Source organism: Peribacillus frigoritolerans, assembly GCF_001636405.1.
Lineage (GTDB): Bacteria > Bacillota > Bacilli > Bacillales > DSM-1321 > Peribacillus > Peribacillus frigoritolerans.
In genome coordinates this window covers 4,941,541-4,961,312 of sequence record NZ_KV440950.1, presented here as the reverse complement: position 1 = coordinate 4,961,312, position 19,772 = coordinate 4,941,541, and the positions used below count along the sequence as shown (strand labels likewise).

Annotated in this window: 17 protein-coding genes; 14 read left to right on the top strand and 3 right to left on the bottom strand. The window is 40.7% G+C overall.

The window, feature by feature from the left end; genetic code table 11:
• Positions 1–15 precede the first annotated feature (15 nt).
• From A6755_RS23500 to A6755_RS23475, 6 genes are all read left to right on the top strand, one after another.
• Positions 16–1,209, top strand: coding sequence for an LL-diaminopimelate aminotransferase (locus A6755_RS23500; protein WP_063592133.1), 1,194 nt, complete (start codon positions 16–18; stop codon positions 1,207–1,209).
• A 335-nt stretch (positions 1,210–1,544) separates the two neighbouring features.
• The gene (locus A6755_RS23495) at positions 1,545–2,261 is read left to right on the top strand and encodes a hypothetical protein (RefSeq protein WP_063592132.1); all 717 of its coding nucleotides are present in this window, start codon (positions 1,545–1,547) and stop codon (positions 2,259–2,261) included.
• 23 nt (positions 2,262–2,284) lie between these two features.
• On the top strand, positions 2,285–2,689 hold the full coding sequence (locus A6755_RS23490) for a GntR family transcriptional regulator (protein WP_063592131.1): 405 nt from the start codon (positions 2,285–2,287) through the stop codon (positions 2,687–2,689).
• Positions 2,689–3,540, top strand: a complete 852-nt coding sequence (locus A6755_RS23485) for an ATP-binding cassette domain-containing protein (protein ID WP_063592130.1) — start codon at positions 2,689–2,691, stop codon at positions 3,538–3,540. The genes A6755_RS23490 and A6755_RS23485 overlap by 1 nt, the downstream gene beginning before the upstream one ends.
• A gap of 193 nt (positions 3,541–3,733) precedes the next feature.
• The gene (locus A6755_RS23480) at positions 3,734–4,006 is read left to right on the top strand and encodes a phage holin (RefSeq protein WP_063592129.1); all 273 of its coding nucleotides are present in this window, start codon (positions 3,734–3,736) and stop codon (positions 4,004–4,006) included.
• A gap of 186 nt (positions 4,007–4,192) precedes the next feature.
• Entirely contained in the window at positions 4,193–4,672 is a 480-nt protein-coding gene (locus A6755_RS23475; protein WP_034305456.1) for a C40 family peptidase, read from the top strand.
• Between the two features lie 87 nt (positions 4,673–4,759).
• Here the strand turns inward: A6755_RS23475 and A6755_RS23470 are convergent, their stop codons facing one another.
• Positions 4,760–5,296, bottom strand: coding sequence for a GDYXXLXY domain-containing protein (locus A6755_RS23470; protein WP_063592128.1), 537 nt, complete (start codon positions 5,294–5,296; stop codon positions 4,760–4,762).
• Entirely contained in the window at positions 5,289–6,347 is a 1,059-nt protein-coding gene (locus A6755_RS23465; RefSeq protein ID WP_063592127.1) for a DUF2157 domain-containing protein, read from the bottom strand. Before A6755_RS23465 ends, A6755_RS23470 begins: the two co-directional genes overlap by 8 nt.
• A 228-nt stretch (positions 6,348–6,575) precedes the next feature.
• Between A6755_RS23465 and A6755_RS23460 the strand changes: the two genes are divergently transcribed.
• The 6 genes from A6755_RS23460 (at position 6,576) to A6755_RS23430 (ending at position 15,781) form a co-directional block, all read left to right on the top strand.
• Positions 6,576–6,896, top strand: a complete 321-nt coding sequence (locus tag A6755_RS23460) for a PadR family transcriptional regulator (protein ID WP_034305446.1) — start codon at positions 6,576–6,578, stop codon at positions 6,894–6,896.
• Complete coding sequence (locus tag A6755_RS23455; RefSeq protein WP_034305443.1) at positions 6,893–7,447, top strand: HAAS signaling domain-containing protein; 555 nt, start codon at positions 6,893–6,895, stop codon at positions 7,445–7,447. Before A6755_RS23460 ends, A6755_RS23455 begins: the two co-directional genes overlap by 4 nt.
• Positions 7,440–8,234: a DUF4097 family beta strand repeat-containing protein gene (locus A6755_RS23450; RefSeq protein ID WP_063592126.1), complete on the top strand. Its 795-nt coding sequence runs from the start codon at positions 7,440–7,442 to the stop codon at positions 8,232–8,234. Before A6755_RS23455 ends, A6755_RS23450 begins: the two co-directional genes overlap by 8 nt.
• 224 nt (positions 8,235–8,458) lie before the next feature.
• Positions 8,459–9,223 carry a sensor domain-containing diguanylate cyclase gene (locus tag A6755_RS23445; RefSeq protein WP_063592125.1) on the top strand — a complete coding sequence of 255 codons (765 nt, stop codon included), beginning with the start codon at positions 8,459–8,461 and terminating at the stop codon, positions 9,221–9,223.
• Between the two features lie 555 nt (positions 9,224–9,778).
• Positions 9,779–10,975: an MFS transporter gene (locus A6755_RS23435; protein WP_063592123.1), complete on the top strand. Its 1,197-nt coding sequence runs from the start codon at positions 9,779–9,781 to the stop codon at positions 10,973–10,975.
• Positions 10,976–11,140: 165 nt separating this feature from the next.
• Positions 11,141–15,781: a hypothetical protein gene (locus A6755_RS23430; protein ID WP_063592122.1), complete on the top strand. Its 4,641-nt coding sequence runs from the start codon at positions 11,141–11,143 to the stop codon at positions 15,779–15,781.
• Positions 15,782–16,240: 459 nt separating this feature from the next.
• On the opposite strand, the gene A6755_RS23425 is transcribed toward A6755_RS23430, so the two are convergent.
• Complete coding sequence (locus A6755_RS23425) at positions 16,241–17,167, bottom strand: glycine-rich domain-containing protein (RefSeq protein WP_063592121.1); 927 nt, start codon at positions 17,165–17,167, stop codon at positions 16,241–16,243.
• A 244-nt stretch (positions 17,168–17,411) separates the two neighbouring features.
• Here A6755_RS23425 and A6755_RS23420 point away from each other — a divergent pair, with 244 nt between their 5' ends.
• Both A6755_RS23420 and A6755_RS23415 read left to right on the top strand, forming a co-directional pair.
• A complete protein-coding gene (locus A6755_RS23420) occupies positions 17,412–17,642 on the top strand; it encodes an excisionase family DNA-binding protein (protein WP_048687214.1) in 231 nt (76 codons plus the stop codon).
• A gap of 984 nt (positions 17,643–18,626) precedes the next feature.
• Positions 18,627–19,646, top strand: coding sequence for an AI-2E family transporter (locus A6755_RS23415; protein WP_063592120.1), 1,020 nt, complete (start codon positions 18,627–18,629; stop codon positions 19,644–19,646).
• Positions 19,647–19,772 lie beyond the last annotated feature (126 nt).

The following is a 19,772-nucleotide window of genomic DNA, read 5'->3' as shown; positions in this document are numbered from 1 at the left end:
GAGGGGAATCGCAGAATGAATATGACTCCATCTGAAAAAGTCGGAAGATTCACAACAGGGATATTTTCAGAGTTGGCGGCCCGCAAGCAGGATGCAATGAAACGTGGGCTGGATGTTATCGATTTGAGTGTTGGAAGTCCGGATCTACCACCTCCTGACTTTGTAGTGGATACGCTTGTGAAGTATGCGCAGGATCGCAATTCCTACGGGTATACGTTAAAAGGTACGCCTGAATTCCATGAGGCAGTCCGTTATTTTTATCGAATGCGCTATGGAGTGGAGCTGGATGCAGAAAGGGAAGTCCTCCAACTGATGGGGTCACAGGATGGCCTTGCGCACTTGGCAACGGCGATGATAAACCCTGGAGATTATGTGCTGGTGCCAGATCCAGGATATCCAATTTATGAAGCGAGTGTGGAACTTGCCGGCGGAATCATTCATCCGATGCCGCTTACTGCCGAAAATGGATTCCTGCCGCAGCTCAACGAAATTCCGGATGAAATACTGAAAAAGACGAAAATGATGATCATCAGTTATCCAGGAAATCCTGTCACGGCCCTTGCTGATGAGACTTTCTTTTCGGACGTTATATCGTTTGCGAAAAAGAATGAAATAATGGTGGTTCACGATTTTGCTTATTCGGAATTGATTTTTGATGATCATCCGCAAATTAGTTTTATGTCCATTCCTGGTGCAAAGGAAGTGGGGATTGAATTTAACTCACTTTCCAAAACCTTTAATATGGCCGGCTGTCGCATTGGGTATGCAGTGGGCAATCAAGAGGCGCTGAACATCCTGGAAACGCTGAAATCACACATCGATTATGGGGTTTTTTATCCTATTCAAAAAGCTGCCGAAATGGCGCTAACTTCCAATCTTTCGCTGCTATCCGAACAGGTTAAGGAATACCAGGCCCGACGTGATGCCTTGATTTCAGGTCTTGCGGAAGGGGGATGGCATGTACCGAAAACATCAGCTACGATGTTTATTTGGGCCCAAATTCCTGCTGGCTGGAAATCACGGGATTTTGCCTATGCATTGATTGAAAAAGCAGGGGTAACGGTCGTTCCAGGCGATGCTTTTGGGAAGCAGGGTGAAGGGTATGTCCGGATGGCCTTGGTCCAGCCGGCCGAGAGATTGACTGAAGCTGCTGAACGGATCAGAGTGTTTTTGCAGGAAAAAATGGAGTGTGAAAAATCTAGCATTTAATATATTCAGGTTTTAAGAACGCCCGGTCACGGATCGGACGTTCTTTTTTTATTTTCCTGCTTTTATATAAGGTGAAATGTACAAGTATCATTAAGGCATTTGAGAAAGTTGACCCTTATGGAATGATGTCCTGACCTAAAACACCTGGAGCAAAAAGCCGCTGTTCTTTTTCATACCTTGTCATGCTGATATTCGAAAGATGTGTTCCTATATCAAGTTTAACTTCGCTTTGTTATGGAGATAAAATCCTATTTATGGTTGCAAAGTGGATATTATTAACATATACTGTGTATATAGATATAAACACTATAACAATTTGAAAGGGGCTTACGTACATGGATACGTGGAAAGATGCTTTCTGGTTAGCAAAAATGGAATGGAAAAAATCATGGATCGGGATATTCAGTTTGTTTTTCATCCTTCTTGCGGTCGCTGTTATGTATACGGTTGTTTGGAATGATGGGGACAAACTGCCCTCCATTTTTATTGATATTGCTTTTCTGCTGCTATTTGGTTTGGTTCCTTATATGGTTAGATCCAAAGAATTACAATATCAAAAGGTGGATGGGGAAATTTGGGGTTCGCCATTTTTCATGATGTTAAACACACTGCCTATAGACAAGGAAGTGCTGATGAAGAGTCGCTTAGTTCAAGCACTGTTTCCCGGTTTGCCTTTTCAACTATTGTTCTTGATTTTATTTTCGCCAATGCTCCTTGAATCGATGGACATTCTTGAATACATTGCATTTATGCTTATTTGGTTGGTTTTTGGGGTAGCATCTGCCTTCACTTATGCCGCAAGCGACGTAGGAGACAGGATCACTCCAATGATGCTGTTAGTATGGAGTATCATCATATATGGGGGAGTAACGTTAATTCTCGTATGGTTCTACGTGAAAACAGATACAGGGATCGTTGGCTTATCGATGGAAGCGGCGAAGGCATTCCCTATTTGGTCAATGGCTGTTTCAGGAGTGATAGCGGTCAGCGGTTATTATTACTGTAAGCATTATATGGTAAAGAAAATGAAAAAAATAGATTATTTAAAATAAGATATCCGGGGAGGAAAAGGAAAGTGGAGCTACCGGTTCATTTATCAAAAGAATCAAGAGTCCCCATTTATCATCAGATAGCTGGTCAGATTCAAGCCATGATAGCAAGTGGGCAACTGGCTCCAGGTGCCCCTTTGCCGTCAATAAGAACGCTATCGAAGGATTTGGAAATCAGTGCAATTACCACCAGGAGAGCCTATCAGGATTTGGAACTGGAAGGATTCATCACTACCATCCAGGGAAAAGGGACCTTCGTTGCAAAAGTGGAGGAAAGTCTCATCCGAAGTGTGAAAATCAAATCCGTCCAGCAAGCGATGGAGAAAAGCATTGAATCAGCGCTTCAACAAAATTATACATTTGAAGAAATCGAGACGATTTTTGCAGAACTGATCGAAGAGCTTAAAATAAAAAAGGGAGGGAAAGGTTGATGACGGCATCACTTGAGGTACTTTCCGTTGAAAAGAAAATCGAGGATTTTTTGTTAGGACCGATTAACCTTAAGCTTGAATCGGGTACGGTTACGGCTTTGGTCGGTAATAATGGTGCAGGTAAAAGTACACTGCTGAAAACGATCATGCAGCTGGCGAGACAAGATATGGGTGAGGTTATCGTTTTTGGAAGTAATACAAACCAGGATGATGAAAGTTGGAAAAAGCAAATTGCTTACCAGCCTCAAACTTTGATGGGCTGTGACTCATTTACGGGAAATGAATTAAAGGTCTTATTCTCTAAATGGTATCCGAATTGGGATGATAATTGGTTTGGGAATATGGTGGATACCTTCGACATACCCATGAATAAGAAGTACGGAAAATTATCACAGGGTAATCAACAGAAGTTACTAGCGTCCCTGACTTTGTCCAAAAATGCCCAACTATTGATTCTGGATGAACCGACAGCACATATGGATATTGTCTCAAAACGGAAGTATACGGATTTTTTGACTGAGTGGATGGAAAGGGAAGATAAGACGATTTTCATTTCCACTCATCAAATGGAGGATATCCGTAAACTTGCCGATTACCTGATATTTATAAACCGGGGACAAATGGCAGGAAAGTTCGAAAAAGACAAATTGGCTCAGCAGTATAAACGATATTGGCTGGCAGAGGACTTGCCGCAGGTATCCATTCCGGGGGAAATTGAGAGAAAAGGTTTGCGGACGGTGACTACCCATTTACCTTTAGAGGCAGAAGCTTATTTTCTAAAGGCAGGAATGAAATGGCACGCCGAGGAGTATATAGAGCTCGAGGAAGCTGTTACTTACTTGTTAAAGTGAGGCGCTCTCTAGTGTTTTTAAAAACTACTTTGAAGGTCCATCCTCTGATGGGCTTTTTTATGTTTATGTGGATACTAGAGTAATAGATGATAATGGAATTTTTGAACGTAAGAAGGACAAGCCGCATAAAATATAGCAGGTCCGCGACAATCTTCATGAAGCGGACTTAATAGGATAGAGAGGGGGAAAAGCAATGATCAACTGGAAAGTGCGTCTTAAGAACCCTACGTTTATATTCACTGTACTCCTTCCTGGGCTTTTAATATTGGTGCAGATGGTTGCCGCGTTCATAAACAATTTCATTACTCCTATAGGCTTTACCATTTCTGATGATGCCTTGAACGGCGCTTTAGGCATCATTAACTTCATAGCGCTTACATTCTTTGGGATCGGCGGTGTGGTCGATCATACAACTAAAGGTTTAAGTGACAGTGAAAATGCACGACAATACGAGGAACCTAAGTAATGAACACTATTCTTTCAGCTACTGAAAAGTAGAGTATACCAGATAGCACCGTATTAGCTAGACAACGGCGTTATCTGGTTATTTTTTTTGCAGGGATGACGATCGCCGAAAATGATTTGGTCTAAAAACCGAAAATCAACATACATTTAAAATTGTGGTTCATTTTCAGTTTGGGGAGGAAAAAGGATGAGTTATCGTTTACCAGTTTCAAAATGGTTTGCAGCCATAGTTTTAGTCGGGGCATTATTGACGGCATTCATATTCAGTCCGGCTAATGCTTCAGCCTCTATCAATTATGGTGATGAAGTTGCCGCTTTGGCAAAGAAGCAGGTGGGAAGCAAATATAAATATGGGGGGACGACCCCTAAAGGGTTTGATGCTAGCGGTCTTACCCAATATGTATATAAAAATGCGGCCACAGAAATGAAGATTCCAAGAACGAGTGCGGACCAGTATAAAACCGGAAAGGCCGTGAAGCAAAAAGATTTGAAAGCGGGCGATTTGGTCTTCTATGCGACAGGGAAGAAAGGGCAGGTCTCTTTTGTAGGAATCTATTATGGAAATGGCACATTTGTCGGGACCACCACCAAAGGGGTCAAAGTGGTCAAAATGAGTGATGAATATTGGAAAGAAAAATATATAGGGGCAAAACGGGTCATTAAGTAACAATCTGAATTCACATGATAATAGTCCAGAAAACAAAAGAGCATCGAAAAACCGATGCTCTTTTTGCTAGTCATATCCGGGGGCCATTCATTCAATGATGATATCGGTTAAAACAACATGGCCATTACGAACTTTTACGACGGCCACTGAAGGATTGGCCAATGCTTCCTTCTCCATTTCCTTTGCCTTTTCTTCGGATGCGAAATAATTGTCCAGACCGTATCTGATCTGAATGGTTTTAGCATTTTGCAGGTCATAAGGGACTTCCAATTCCCCTTTTAGGTACACGCCTTCGCCGGGTTTTTCTTTCGTTACGTAATCGACAACATATAGTCCATCCTTATTTTGTTTTAAACGTACATATACCTTTTTATAATCACCCATATTCCTTGTATTGAACTCGGTTTTAATCGAGTCATCGACTTGCGACGGCTTTACTGATTCAATTTCGTATTTCAAAGCCACATAGCTTCCCCTAAACAAATCAGTCGGGTCGACCGGGGCTGTTTTGATTTTGATTACATCTCCTGTCATTGTTGTCCAGACCGGGGGAAACGCCAAGATTAACAAAATCAAGACTGGAATGGAAAATATGATGAGTGGCCGGAATGATGGATTACTCATTGAGTTCCCCTCCTTTTTTTCGTTGGTTTTCAAAGAAGAAGCCAAAACCGATGAGCATGATTCCACCGATGATGAATGTAAGCGATTTTGGCAGGAAGTCAAAGGAGTAGATGTAATATCTGAAAATCAGTGCACATATTATCACGATGCTGGTCAAACTGCCTTTTAGAATCAGATAAAGCAGAAAAACGAAATAAGCTATAGGAAACCAGATTGAAAAATCAAAGGTAAGGAAGAGTGCGGTTAAACCATGTAAGATATGCCCTTGTATGTGTGTGATGTTTTGTAATTTGGCTCTTACCGGAATATAGGCAAGCACGATACCCAGTACAAACAAGATGGAAAGGACAATCGTATTCGAATTTTCAAACCCTAGTTTCGGCACGAATTCCATAAGAAATAAGGCAATTGTATTGATGGCTAAAGCGTTAATGAAAAAGGTCAGATAATTAGGGTAATCGAATTTCTTTAACAGAATGTATAAAACCGGTAGAAACACAAGAATGGCAAGCGGATAAGATGTTTCATCAACGAATATACTTCCGTTCAAATAAATGAAAAGCAGGAAAGATGTAAAAAGGAGGATGAAAGCATCCTTCAAATAGTATCCAATGAATACCGTTCCAATCGCCCATAATAAAAAGGAATTGTTGAAATTGATGCTAATGTTAAACATCTGCTCGACTAGAAATATCCCTGCACCAAAGATCAGGATACCTGCATAATGCAGACTTCGTGCCGTTTTGGGAAAGCGTGCCTGCACCTTCACGCCAGCAAAGTTCACTCCGAATAGGCATGCAATGATAAGCAGTAATTTAACCGCTTTACTTAAATAGATCCAGTTGCTGGCTACGAAGGTCAATACGCCTAAACCTAAAAGAAGTGCCCCAATGGATAATAGAATCGTGATGAAGTTCAAATTGCCTTTTACATCATAGGAACCTAACATCCTCACTTTCTCTTGCCGGGAGATGACTCCTTCCTTTTCAAGGTAATTAAATTCATGTTCAAGAAAATCGAATTGCTTCTTTGTTATTGCTTTATTGGCCAAAGTAACTCCTCCTTCCACATTTTACTATTATACATCGTATTCTCCTGCAGCTTTGAATATAATGCTAATTTTCTTCCTTATTGGAATGCGTGTAAGACATAAAAATATTTATAGTACCTTGCAATGAACAGTACCATGTGGTAAATTATTTACATAAGATGTATTGTTCGGTGTTCAGTACTGTTTATTGAACTATACTGAAAAACTTTTGGAAGGAGTGAAGGTGCTATGAATGTACAATTTAAGAAAGGTGTCCTGGAACTGTGTGTTCTGGTGTTACTGGATAAGCAGGATCGCTATGGGTATGAACTTGTACAGAAGATTTCGGATCAAATTGAAATATCGGAAGGGTCGGTATATCCACTTTTAAGACGATTGACGAAGGAAGAGTATTTTACGACATATTTGCAAGAATCAACAGAAGGGCCTCCGCGCAAATATTATACATTAACAGAAAAAGGACGGAGATACCTTCAAGAACTGCTGATGGAATGGAATGAATTTTCCAATGGGGTCAACCAATTAATCAAGGAAGGTGTGAACCAATGAATAAAGAACAATTTTTAAAACAATTGAATGCCTCTTTAACCAGACTTTCCTTAGAGGAACGGGAAGATATCCTTCAAGATTACGAAGAGTATTTCGAAATTGGAATGGAAGAAGGGAAGTCAGAGCAGGAAATCTCCAAATCCCTTGGGAATCCTAAACAGATTTCCAAGGAACTGATGGCAACCTATCATCTTGGTCAGGTTGAACAAACGACTTCTGCAGGTAATGTTATGCGGGCAGTTTGGGCAGTCATTGGTTTGGGGTTCTTTAATTTAGTGATCGTTTTGGGACCATTTATAGCCTTGATCGGAGTTGTCATTGCAGGGTGGGTTTCGGCGATAGCGTTCATTCTTGCTCCGCTTGGCGCTCTGTTTAACCTTGTGTTAGGTAACTTTCAATTATTCGATCTTTTCTTCGCATTGGGACTATGCGGGATTGGCATTTTCATTGCCATGGGAATGTTTGTCGCTACGAGTGCTTTAACTAAAGGATTCATTCGCTATTTAAAATTTAACGCTTCCCTTGTGAAAGGCGGTTTGAAAAATGATTAATGTAAAAAAATTATCGATCATTGCACTTGTATTGTTATTGATCGGGGTAATAGGAAGTCTGTTTACGTTTTCCCAAATGACGAATAAGGAAACGACTACAGAGGAAAAAACGATTTCGGAAATCGTGACGGACATTCAGATCGACGCTGACAATGCAGTTGTAGAGATCGTGCCAACGAGGGAAAAGGAGACCAGGATAGAGTTGGTTTCAAAGGGGATGGATGTTTCCAAGTTGGATTTCACTGCAGATGTGGAAGGGAAGAAGCTTTCGGTACAATTAAAGGATCGACGTACGTTTAGCTTTGGTTTTCATATTCAATCCTTACATTTAAAGGTGTATGTGCCTGATGAATCTTATAAATCCTTTGTCGCCGAATCCGATAATGGAAAATTGCAAATAACAGGATTGAAAAGTGAAAATCTAAATGTGAAATCTCAAAATGGCCGGGTAGAATTAAATGATATAATAACCGAAAAAGTTGAAGTGAAATCTGCTAATGGAAAAGTAGAGCTTAATAATGTGGAGGGAAAGCTAATTGGTTCTTCGAATAACGGTAAAATCACATTAGTCACGAAAGACTTGGATAGGGAAATCGAACTCGAAAGTAATAATGGTAAAATCATGATCAAAACGGAGAATGAACCGACGAATACAACTTTCGATGTTCATGTTGACAATGGGAGAGTGGATATCCTTGGTAAGTATGAGGGCGATACTGTCATTGGCAAAGGTGAAAATCTAGTTAAATTGGAAACGAATAATGGGAAAATCGAGATAACGAAATAGTCGTGAAGCATGAAAAGCCGATCCAATTGGGATCGGCTTTTTTCAGTTATGCATCCCCTTTTCTTAAGGAGATAAGGAAAAACATTTATAGTTTTTCCTTTTAGATGTTTTTGGAATTATAATATAGAAAGGATAATTATGTTAAGAGTAATGAGTGTAAGTCCGCCCTCAAATCTAAGGATGGGGTTTTAAGGAAACGACTTCAAAAGTATGGGGGCTGTATAATGAAATTCAATAAATGGTCATTGGATATATTTAAGAGTATGATCTTTGCTCGCAAGAAAAGGGAAAAGGATTATCTTAAAAAAGGCTTCGAAGTGCAAAAAAAGGTTTTTAATATAGTGGAAAGTTCTAAGGATATTATCTACTGCTACGAATCGAATCCAAGTTCCAAGTTCAGGTATCTAAGTCCATCCATCAATTCACTTTTAGGTCAAGGCGTCTTGGAAGAAGCATACAATGACCCTTCCTCTCCTTTCGAAAGGATTCATCCTGATGATTTTGAGCTCCTAAATGAAAAGATATATGGTGGGATAGATTATACTAAGCCGGTCATTCAACGCTGGAGAACTATCGAGGGTGATTTTTTGTGGTTCGAGGAATATGCTACACCCATATATGAAAAAGAGCAATTGGTAGCCGTTCAAGGAATCATTCGCAATATCGATGAAAGAGTGAAATTCATACAGGATATTGAGTATCAAATGTCCCATGACCCTTTAACGAACATTCATAATCGACAGTTTTTAGATAATATAGCTGCAAAATCCAATCTGGTTTTTGACACTCCCGTTGCCATGATATTGTGTGATTTAGATGAACTGAAATTTATGAATGATACGCATGGCCATAAGAAAGGAGATGAATTGATTAAAGCAGCGGCAAATCTATTAAAACGGATTTTTTCGGAAATCGCTGTTGTAGCGAGAGTGGGAGGAGATGAGTTCGCCGTGCTTCTGATTGACAGAAGCAAGCGAGTGAATTATTAATGGAAGAAATCCTTTTGCAAAACTCCCTAAACAAAGGCCCTCACATCAGTATGTCATTCGGGCATGCTTACCGTTCGCATTCCAAAGGGAATATGGATAGCTTATTCATGGAAGCGGATCAAAAAATGTTTCAAGATAAACGGCGAAGAAAAGAACAGAAACTCGTTCGGGCGGGCAGATGAAAGAAATGGAAACAATAAGATAGGGTATAGAACCATTCTTCACTTGCAGAATGGTTGTTTCAGGGGATGTTTTATGAAAATTTGAATGTATGGAAAATCCATTATGCTTGAGGGATGCGTTTCAGCTAAGAGCCGTTACGGATGAATAGAGGCAATGGTTTAATGCATTACAGCATGGAGAACCTAAATTATTGGTTTGCATACGGAAGGTAAGTGGACGGAAATGATCATGAATGTTAAAGGGGGAGCCCTATGTCATATTGGGCTTTTATTTATATATATATATATTTAGGTACACGAAATAAATCATTCGCTTATTTTAACCAATTTTAGTAAACTGGCAATGACTATTATAATTAGAAGGTGAAGGAATATGAGGGAAACCTTAGTGGATGAACGGGTAAGAGGGACTGATAAAATCTGGACACGTGATTTCATCATGATCTGTATGGCAAATATGTGCATCTTCATGGGTTTTCAAATGACGATGCCGACCCTCCCGTTGTTTGTGGAACAGCTTGGCGGTGATGACCGTCTTGTGGGGGCTGTCCTTGGAATCTTCACTTTTTCGGCCTTGCTTGTCCGGCCAATTGCCGGAAGATTATTGGAGACGAAAGGAAGGCGCATCGTTTTTCTTGCCGGGTTAGCCATTTTTGCATTGTCAGTGGGTTCCTTCGGTTTCATGGGGGGCATCGGCTTGTTATTCATGATGCGGATTGTACAGGGCGTCGGCTGGGGATTTTCTTCAACGGCTTCAGGAACGATTGCTTCCGATATAATCCCTGCGAAACGGCGGGGTGAGGGGATGGGGTATTACGGATTATCGGGTAACTTAGCACTGGCATTCGGGCCATCATTGGGCCTTTTCCTAGTTACGGTACTTCCGTTTCAAGAGTTGTTTTTAATCTGCTCTTTATTAGGATTGCTTGCCATCATTGCAGCATCACTTATTCGGTATCAAAAAGTGGAAAGTGATCCTTCGGCGGCTGTCAGAGCCAAAAGGTTTGATATTTATGAAAAAAGTGCCCTTCAGCCATCTTTGCTCATTTTCTTCATCTCCGTTACATTTGGTGGAATTGCAACCTTCCTTCCCCTGTATACAGCGGAAAAAGGTGTAGATGGAATTCAGTGGTACTTTTTAGTATATGCAATGGCCCTTATGGTCACGAGATTATTCGCGGGCCGACTATATGACAGAAGGGGACATCGAGCCGTATTCGTCCCTTCAACGGTACTCATCATGGCTGGAATGCTGCTGCTTGCATGGATGCCGAGTGAAGCAGTACTTTACATTGCGGCAGTGCTTTATGGATTTGGATTCGGTTCTGTTCAGCCGGCGCTGCAGGCATGGTCGATTGAAAAGACGGCACCCAATCGGAAGGCGATGGCGAATGCCACTTACTTTTCATTTTTCGATCTTGGCGTGGGGATAGGTGCCATCGTGTTCGGGCAGATTGGCTTCCTCTTCGGATATAGGAGCATCTATATCACGGCAGCCGCCTCGATTTTCATTTCGATGATCGTTTATTTATTCATCATCAGGAGCGAGGATAAAGGAAAATCAATATAAGGATGTTGAATGGCTTCAATGGAAGTCATTCTTTTTTTTGAGTCAGCAGGAACACCCTTGGTGCATTATCCTAAATATTTTAAAAATGGAAAAACTTTGTTATTATCGAAAAGAGATTATACATAAGATGATAGAAGGTCTATTTGAAGGAAGGGGAAGCTTGGAATGAATGACTCTTCAAACGAAGAAATGACATTGGAAAGAAGGAAGCGTATTTTCCAAGAAGAGCTGGATGTTTTATGGGAAAGGCGGCTCATCCCTAAATCAGAATATATCCGGATTAGCAGGGCTTACAATCGGCATTTCCAATTAGCCCTCCATAAACAAAAGCGCTTAGAGCAAGAAAAGAAGAAATCCACCCATGGAACTGAAACGACAATCGGTGAAAGTGCCGATAAGAGGATTCAGGATAGCCTGATCGAAGAATCTTCATTCCCATTACGGGAATCCAGTGGATTGAATGAAGCGCCTGCTGAATCTGGTTTCGAGGAGAGCCTTGAACCTGTCAAGGAGATCAATGATAGGAAATCGGTTATTCAAAAGCAGGCCATCAAGCGGGAGAAACCGGTAAAGCCGGCAAAGCCGAAGAAAACACCTGAACAAATCAGGGAACGGAATATTTCTGTCATCCTGCTCACTGGGGTCATATTGCTTCTGTTTGGCGGGTTGATTTTAGCAACCACTTCATGGGGGGATCTGAATGCGGTCCTGAAAGTTCTCTTCATTGGAATGGTTTCCGTCATTTTTGCAGGGATGGCCTTCATCGCGTCGAAGTTGAAAATTAAACAAACCGCTTTTGCATTCCTGACGCTAGCGGGGCTGTTCATTCCGATTACGATATTATCAGCTTCATATTATCGGATTTTTGGAGAGTACCTTTCCCTTAATGGTGATGGGCGGGGGCTTCTGGGGTTTCTTGGGGGATTACTTTGCTTAGCCATTTATTGTAGGATTGCTGACTACTTCAAGTCGAAAATATTCATTTTCATTTCAATATTCACTTTTGCCATTACCTGCTATTTCGGATTGGCTTTTGTGACGCCGACTATCGAGTGGATGTTTTTGGCGATTGGCATTCTTAATTTAATACTAGTATGGAATATGGAGCAATTGAAAAATCAAAAAGCCTTAACGTTATTCAAACCATATATTTTTCAATTCATCCAGTTTAAGCTCATAGTGGAAGCCTTTGTGATCCTGACGTTATTTTCAAGTAACTTGGTGTATTCGCTAACGTTGATGGTCTTTTCTGTTTTGTTTTTGATTTTTTCGGTCAAATTCCAAAAAAAATATTATGAAATGGCTTTTAGCGCCGTTTTCACGTATGGATATATCCATCTTGTTTATAACTCGTTTTTAAGTGAGTACATGATCACCGCATTTGCACTTGTTCCAATCATTTTTACTATGCTATCGAAATATCTGGCTAAAGCCACAAGGACTAACCTTTCGAAGAACTTCATGATTACCAGTTTGATTGAGAGCGGGATCGTTTTCTTATATAGTAACGCGATGGTGTACCAGGATAACTATGCGCAAATATTCATCGCGCTCATGTTAGTATCCGCACAGCTTGCTTATGTTTCCCTTCATTCGGGAAATTCAAGCTTCACGTACCCGGCTGTTGTTGTTTTCGACTTAGCGTTCCTATATCTTTTCTTTGCCTTGCCAATCTCTTTTTCTACCATTTTAAATCTGTTATTTGTTGTTCAGGTCATTCAATATCTTGGAGTATATCTATATAACCGTCACCCAAGGTACAGCCTGTTTAGGAAGAGTATCTTACTTATCTCCCCAATGATCATGCTAGTGATACTGACCAGTAAATTGAGCGAAATGGCTTGGCTTGCTGTTAGTGCGGAGCTCGCCATGATCTCTGGGCTTTTCTTCATCACCTATATAAAAGACGAATCAAAGCATATGAAGGAAAACGCCATATACGGATTTCCAATCACTTTCATACTTGCTTTGGTTGCTTTCTATCCATATTTGCTGGAAAGCGGAGGGTGGGTCCAATCAAATATCCCGCTCAGTGTCTATTTAATCGGGGTTTCACTGATTTCCCTCTGTGCAGCTTACACATTTAAAAAGGGATACCTTACATTCTTCCCTGTTTTTGCATATAGCGGACAGATTCTTTCCTTCCTTTCCTTGATATCGATTCCCTTCGATTCAATGAATCCTTTGGAGGCAAGCGGAGTAATGGCCATAGCTACTGCAATGAACGGCTGGTCCGTCCATATACATCGGAAGCAAATATTCTGGGTGCCTGTCGTGATAACAAGTGCCGGACTATATGCCTCACTCTACGATGTTTTTGATTTTGGTTCAATGGTGCTGAAGATTGCGTTTGTGCTCCTAGGTCCTATCGTCTTTTTCCTTTTAGGAGAATGGCTTGGGAAATATTCAAAAAATGGGAAATTGTACTTCCAATATACGAGTCACCTTGCCAATTTACTGGCGATTCCCGTTGGCTATTTGCTCATCATCCATACGGAAAGTTCTCCGTTCCTATATGTTGCACAACTCTTGATTTATATTTTGAGTGCTTTAAGGGCACATGTGAAATGGGAAAAATACGTTTTTACTTACCTAGGGTTTTCGACCCTTTTCCTACAGGTCCATTTATTTGTGGTAAACATCGAGCAAATAGTATTCATTACATCAATATGCATGATGATTACAGCAGGACTCATAACCATTCTGTGGGGGTTATCCAATAAGAATTGGAAAGGCATCATGGAGTATTACCTTATTCCATTCATTCATTTAGGGATAAGCATATCCATTTTGGAAACGGCGATCCGGGACTTTCCACTTAACCACGAGTTAGTCTGGGTAGGAGTGATGACTGTACAGCTCTTGTTTGCCTGGTATCTGCTCATGCAAAGGAACTGGCGGAACTTTGTTGCCGCTCCTCTAAGCCTGGCGTTCATCTTCTATAATTTGTATGTAAATACATTGCCGCTGGTTATGGCGTTTATCGTATTGCTTGTATGTATGGTTGTGATGTTGATGGCTAGCAGACGCCTTTTCAAAGGATTGCTCAACCAAGAGGGAACGAAGAGAGTCATTGATCATTATCGGATTTTTGGCTTGCTATATCTGTGTACTCTGAATCTGGAAGTGTTTACGAGTGACTCAGATTCTGTGATTTTGGGGATTTTTGTTTCCCTGCTGTTGCCTAGCTACTTCATCCTGATAGGAAGAATCACAATCTATAAGAAAGAAAAAAGCATTTACTCGGGAATAGCGGCCATCATCGGCCTTTTCCCGTTCATCAATATCATAGATTATGCCCATACACTTCCAATCGTCATGAGTTTGGCTGTTCTTTTTGGCTGTATGGCAGGAATGTTGTTGTTAAGCAGGCTGTATTCCAGCGGATTACTCAAGAAAAACGGATCAGGCATCATCAACTTTGATCCTTTCAGGATTTATGGTTTATTCTTTTTGATCGATATGAATGCAGAGGTTTTTAATGATATTAAACATCAGTTACTCCAAGTCTTTGTATCGCTGCTGTTAACCGCTTATTTCATTTTCCTGAGAAGCTTGACAGCGGAAAAGCTAGAAAGGAAAATCTATTCCAATATTGCTGCACTAGTCAGTCTGTATCCCTTCCTGATCATAGTTGGCTATGCCGACAGCTTATCTGTTGTAATGGGATTGCTATTCCTTTTTGGCTGTATGTCAGGGATGCTGCTTTTAAGCTGGCGTTATTTCGATGGTTTAATCAAAAAGGAAGAAACAGGAATTACCTTCGATGCATACAGGATATATGGCCTGCTGTTTTTACTGGCCATGAATAGGGGAATCCTAGCAACTGAAACATCAAGCCAATTACTTCAGGTTTTCGTCTCGCTCTTGATCACGGTTTACTTCATCTTGATTGGAAGTTTCTCAAAGGGTGTAAAAGAAAAGGGCATCTACGTTTGGCTGACGGGAGTTCTCAGTTTGTATCCGTATTGGATCATCATCATGTACGCGGACACATTACAGCCTTTCGTTGGAACGGCAGTCTTTTTTGGATGTACGGCCATAATGGTCTTGCTAAGCAAGAAATACTTTAAAGGCTTGCTTGATAAAGGTGGGGCAGGACTTCAATTGGATTTTTACAGAGTCTATGGTCTGCTGTTTCTTATTGCCATGAACATGGATGTTTTGACAGGGGGACCGACACATTTCATTTTGGAAATCATCGCGGCACTTCTGATTCCGGCCTATTTCATTTTGATGAGAAGCACGACGACAGGCATGTTGGAAAGAAAATCCCAGATGGCAGCAGCGATTTTGTTCAGCCTATATCCGTATTGGGTCATTGTCGATCAGCTCACGATCCCTCCTGTATTTGAGGAGGAGGTGAATATTCTGCCGCTGTTCATTGTCAGCACCACTCTGCTGAGGAAAATATTTGTTAAAGGCAAAATCACACAATATATCGAAAGCGGCATTGTTTTCCTTTTGTTTTTAGCCCTGATCATTGATGCAATGGCAGGAAACACCTTATATGATGCCCTCATTATCGGAACCGTGTCATTGGCAGCAATGCTCTTTGGATTCATGATGAAATACAAATCCTATTTCATCGCTGGAACTGGGACGATTTTATTCAATGTCTATATGAATACCAATTCGATGTGGGGCGAGATGCCATGGTGGCTGTATTTAATCATCGGCGGAGGGCTGCTTATCGGAATTGCATCTTTCTTTGAATGGAAAAAACAAAAAGACAACCGGACATCGAAGGAGGTTCTTGAGAAAAATAAACAAAGAATCAAGAATTGGTTCAATCGGTGGAATTAATGATGAAGGAAATGGACTGCGTCAGATATCCAAGTTCAAAACCTTGGACGAAAATTCAAAGGGGTTCGGAATTTATTAATTCCGAACCCCTTTTGCCTGTAAAATCGAGAGCACTTAAAAGCTCTCTTTCTCTACTTCTATTTTATTAATTTCTTCTTGCCGATCATGAATTTCTATTTCCCGCTGATCTATATTAGTTTGTAAATAAAAATGGTGATAGGACATTTCCTTATTTTTCCAGTTCCTGAATTAATTTCACTCGATCCTCAGTTAAACCTTGCACTAATTTTTTTTTACTTTCCAAATTTGCATATACAAAAACTGGCTTGAATTTTGAATCTCATTATCATCCATATCAGTTGTAACTCCTTTAAAATTGAGTGAAAAACTAAGCACGATCAATCAGTTCATCTAATGCTTGTGTATACAAAAACGCTTGGATTTCTCCAAGCGAAAAGCTCAAGACGAACAAGAACTGCATGAAGAACAGCTGGAAGAGGAATCAGAACTGCTGTCATGGGAACCGGTATGGCCACCATGATCGGCATGGCCCGATCCGGAGGAAACTGTGTTCGGTTCATTCCCGAATATATCTTTAAATTCGCTGTCAAAATCATCGGTGCTTGCATAAGTGAAATAGGCAGGAGCTGCGTAGTCAGTCTGATCGTACGTTTTCCGCCAATTCAATTCTGTCATGGGGCGATTTTCTTTAAATTGGGAACTGAAAGCTTCAAAGGTCCGTTCCGCCTGTATACTGGTCGGTTTCCGCATATATTTCTCTTTTAACTGCTCCAGCTCCAACGTTTCAAAATCACGGAGAAGTGTTAGCCCTTTATCATGTTTGAAAAATTTGCCCCATTTTTGAATGGAATAGGAGTCCACCGTAAATAGCTGTACATAGTAAAAGTCAAAAAGAGTGCGCTCATCGGGTTTGAAAACAGGTTTTGAATGAGGATGGTGCTGAATGGTCCTACCGATGAAAACCTGGCAAAACTCATCATATTCCTGACTATAGTTCAGCATGATATGCCATAACTCATCGATGACTGAATTAAACATTTCAACTTTTCCAAACACTGCTGCCATAATCAAATAGCGTTTCAATTCACGCCAGGCCTGATTGACCTTTAACTGTGAGTACCGTGGATGCTTCAGGCGGAATTCAGTATTGACCTTTTCCATATAATCGAAATCAAGTGCTTTATTAAGCTTTTCTATCAATGCTTCTGAAACGACTTCAGTTGCATGAAGATCTAAAGTTTCTTCACGGTATTTACGGAATTCATTTTGATAGCGTTCCATTTTAGCCGGTTCACTTAGCCCTTTAACGAAATTGACAAGTAAAACAGCAAAAATTGCCGCAAGAATGACATAAAAGAAGGTCATTTTTGTCCACTCCTCTTAATCTATGGATATATTGCTAACATTATCTTACATGTTAATGGAAGGGATTGTAAGTTGTTTTATCTAAAATGTTCCAGGAAATTGATTAATCTCGTGAGGTTGCATGACAATACCCTGAATCGGGTATCGTCCTTTCCTTGGCATGTAAGGGGTTTTCAGTTAAAAATCAAGCGCTTCAAATAATGCCTCATATCTAGTATAGTTAGAGGGGAAAAGGGGTGAAGGCATGTACTTGACAGTAAAAGAGACTGCGGAATATCTATCGATGCCGGAATCTTATATAGAAAGTTTAATCGTTCAAAATAAAATTCGCACCGTTCATGATGGTGAGCAGCATTTGATTTTTAAAGATCAGTTTAATATGCATCTTGAACAGATGGAGAAATATAAGAAGGATTTAGCGGATTATTATAACGAACCCATCCCCGAAGATATCGATGTGAAGGATGAAGATTAGCATCTGTCCATTTGGCTGATGCTGAGTTTCAAAAAGGAGGAAGGTACGAGAACTCCTGCTTAGAAAAGCGCGTTTAGGGGAGGACCCTGCAGGCTCAAGCCGATGAGGCTCCACGACCGCTCATGGAAAGTGAGTGCCTGGAGTGGAAACCAACGCCCAAATTGTACAGCCATAACAAAAGCTGAGGCCATAGCCTCAGCTTTTGTTTGAAGATAGAAGGGGGCCTGGAAAACATCTCTTTCATCAAAGTTGAAGTTCCGGACCTATTGATCCAAAGCAACACCTTCAATTCCAAAGGTATGGTTCTATCTGTATTTTATACAGAGTTGATTGGAGCGGAAGGTACGAGACTCCTGCTTAGAAAATTGCGTCTAGGGGAGGCTCCGCGACTGCCCGCAGCGAGTGCCTGGAGCATAAATCAACGTTCGAATCGTACAAGCCAAAGCGGAGGCAAATGGGGGTCGGAAAACGTAACGTACCTTTCATCAAAAAGAAGTTCCCGAATCATTTGCCCCAAAACAACACCTTCAACTCCATAGGTAGGTTCGTTCTAAATTTAAGAACAGAGTTGATTGAAGTGAAAGGTACGAGACTCCTGCGGGGAAAGCGTGTCTAGGGGAGACCCCACAGGCGCAAGCCGAGGAGGCTCCCCGACCGCCCGCGGAAAGCGAGTGCCTGGAGCGGAAATCAACGTCCAAATAGTACAAACCAATAAAAAACCTTAGACATACTCGATTTTCATTGAGTTTGTCCAAGGTCTGGCATCTGCCGATTTGTCAGATGTTTTTTCATGCAGAAATGGCTGTCAAAGTAATGGTCGAATTTCCGAAAAAGGTCTTAACTACGTCTCTATCCTGGGTCATACTGATCATTCAAATAATTTTGTTGTCATTGGAAGGTAATTGTAGTAGAATTCCTCAATTCCGTGTAAAATGAAAGGTAGATGGAATTATCACGGCAGAATGGTAGTTAGGAGATAGGTAAGTGGTAAAAGAGTATTTGCAAAGCGAAGGTTTTTCAAGGTTAATTACATTAATTGTGTTAGTTCTCTTTTTAATAAGCATCGGCAGTATGGTTAATATCGTGTTATTCACATTTGTTTTCACTTTCCTGATGGGAAGGCTGGAGCAATTTATCATGATTCGGCTGAATAAAGTGGTGCATATCAACTCTAAGGTTGTCATAAGCTTTTTATATGCAGTCGTAATTTCTTGTTTAGCCATCGTACTTTATAAATATCTACCGGTCATTACGCTACAATTCACGGAATTAGTGACACAGATCGTTTTCTTCTTTCAACATCCACCAGATAGCAGGGTCATTCAATATGCTATTAATATAATGAACGAGCTGGAATCGCCGCTCGATCTTCAAAAACAGATGAATACACTCTATCTTTATATATCCGATTTCGGTAAACTGGCATTTCAAATTTTCATTTCCATGTTACTTAGTCTATTTTTCTTATTGGAAAAAGATAAAATCATTCGCTTCACTTCTAAATTCAAGCGCGCCAAATTCAAGTCTTTCTTTATAAACTTAAGCCACTTTGGCGTCAAATTCATCAATTCATTCGGGAAGGTGATCGAGGTCCAGTTCTTGATAGCCATTACGAATGCTGTCCTATCCGTAACTTTCTTATGGATTCTTGGCTTCCCGCAGTTGCTTGGTCTAGGGATCATGATTTTCTTCCTTGGTTTGATTCCGGTTGCAGGGGTCATCATCTCCCTCATCCCGCTTAGCATGATTGCCTATAGCATCGGCGGCATGCCCAAAGTGATTGCTGTATTAATCATGATTGTTGTGATCCATGCAATTGAAAGCTATATTTTAAATCCGAAATTCATGTCGGCAAAAACGAATCTTCCAACATTTTTCACCTTCATCATCCTATTGTTTTCCGAGCATTTCCTTGGGATATGGGGATTGATCATCGGAATACCGATATTCATCTTCCTGTTGGATATGTTGGATATTGAAGAGGGGAATACGGAAGTACCATAATAATCATTTGAGCAGCGGCCGCTAATATGGCCGCTGCTTTTTTTGTTCCTTAAATCTTTTGAACGGTGGCACTATCTGTTTTCAATATAATATCCATTAACTCGAGTGAAGGGGAGAAAGTTGCCT

What these genes read in the sequence shown, in the direction of transcription:
- A6755_RS23475 (WP_034305456.1), top strand. Translation starts at nt 4,193, where the DNA reads ATGAGTTATCGTTTACCAGTTTCAAAATGGTTTGCAGCCATAGTTTTA.
- A6755_RS23500 (WP_063592133.1), top strand. Translation starts at nt 16, where the DNA reads ATGAATATGACTCCATCTGAAAAAGTCGGAAGATTCACAACAGGGATA.
- A6755_RS23425 (WP_063592121.1), bottom strand. Translation starts at nt 17,167, where the DNA reads ATGACCTTCTTTTATGTCATTCTTGCGGCAATTTTTGCTGTTTTACTT.
- A6755_RS23495 (WP_063592132.1), top strand. Translation starts at nt 1,545, where the DNA reads ATGGATACGTGGAAAGATGCTTTCTGGTTAGCAAAAATGGAATGGAAA.
- A6755_RS23470 (WP_063592128.1), bottom strand. Translation starts at nt 5,296, where the DNA reads ATGAGTAATCCATCATTCCGGCCACTCATCATATTTTCCATTCCAGTC.
- A6755_RS23450 (WP_063592126.1), top strand. Translation starts at nt 7,440, where the DNA reads ATGATTAATGTAAAAAAATTATCGATCATTGCACTTGTATTGTTATTG.
- A6755_RS23445 (WP_063592125.1), top strand. Translation starts at nt 8,459, where the DNA reads ATGAAATTCAATAAATGGTCATTGGATATATTTAAGAGTATGATCTTT.
- A6755_RS23460 (WP_034305446.1), top strand. Translation starts at nt 6,576, where the DNA reads ATGAATGTACAATTTAAGAAAGGTGTCCTGGAACTGTGTGTTCTGGTG.
- A6755_RS23430 (WP_063592122.1), top strand. Translation starts at nt 11,141, where the DNA reads ATGAATGACTCTTCAAACGAAGAAATGACATTGGAAAGAAGGAAGCGT.
- A6755_RS23435 (WP_063592123.1), top strand. Translation starts at nt 9,779, where the DNA reads ATGAGGGAAACCTTAGTGGATGAACGGGTAAGAGGGACTGATAAAATC.
- A6755_RS23455 (WP_034305443.1), top strand. Translation starts at nt 6,893, where the DNA reads ATGAATAAAGAACAATTTTTAAAACAATTGAATGCCTCTTTAACCAGA.
- A6755_RS23480 (WP_063592129.1), top strand. Translation starts at nt 3,734, where the DNA reads ATGATCAACTGGAAAGTGCGTCTTAAGAACCCTACGTTTATATTCACT.
- A6755_RS23420 (WP_048687214.1), top strand. Translation starts at nt 17,412, where the DNA reads ATGTACTTGACAGTAAAAGAGACTGCGGAATATCTATCGATGCCGGAA.
- A6755_RS23485 (WP_063592130.1), top strand. Translation starts at nt 2,689, where the DNA reads ATGACGGCATCACTTGAGGTACTTTCCGTTGAAAAGAAAATCGAGGAT.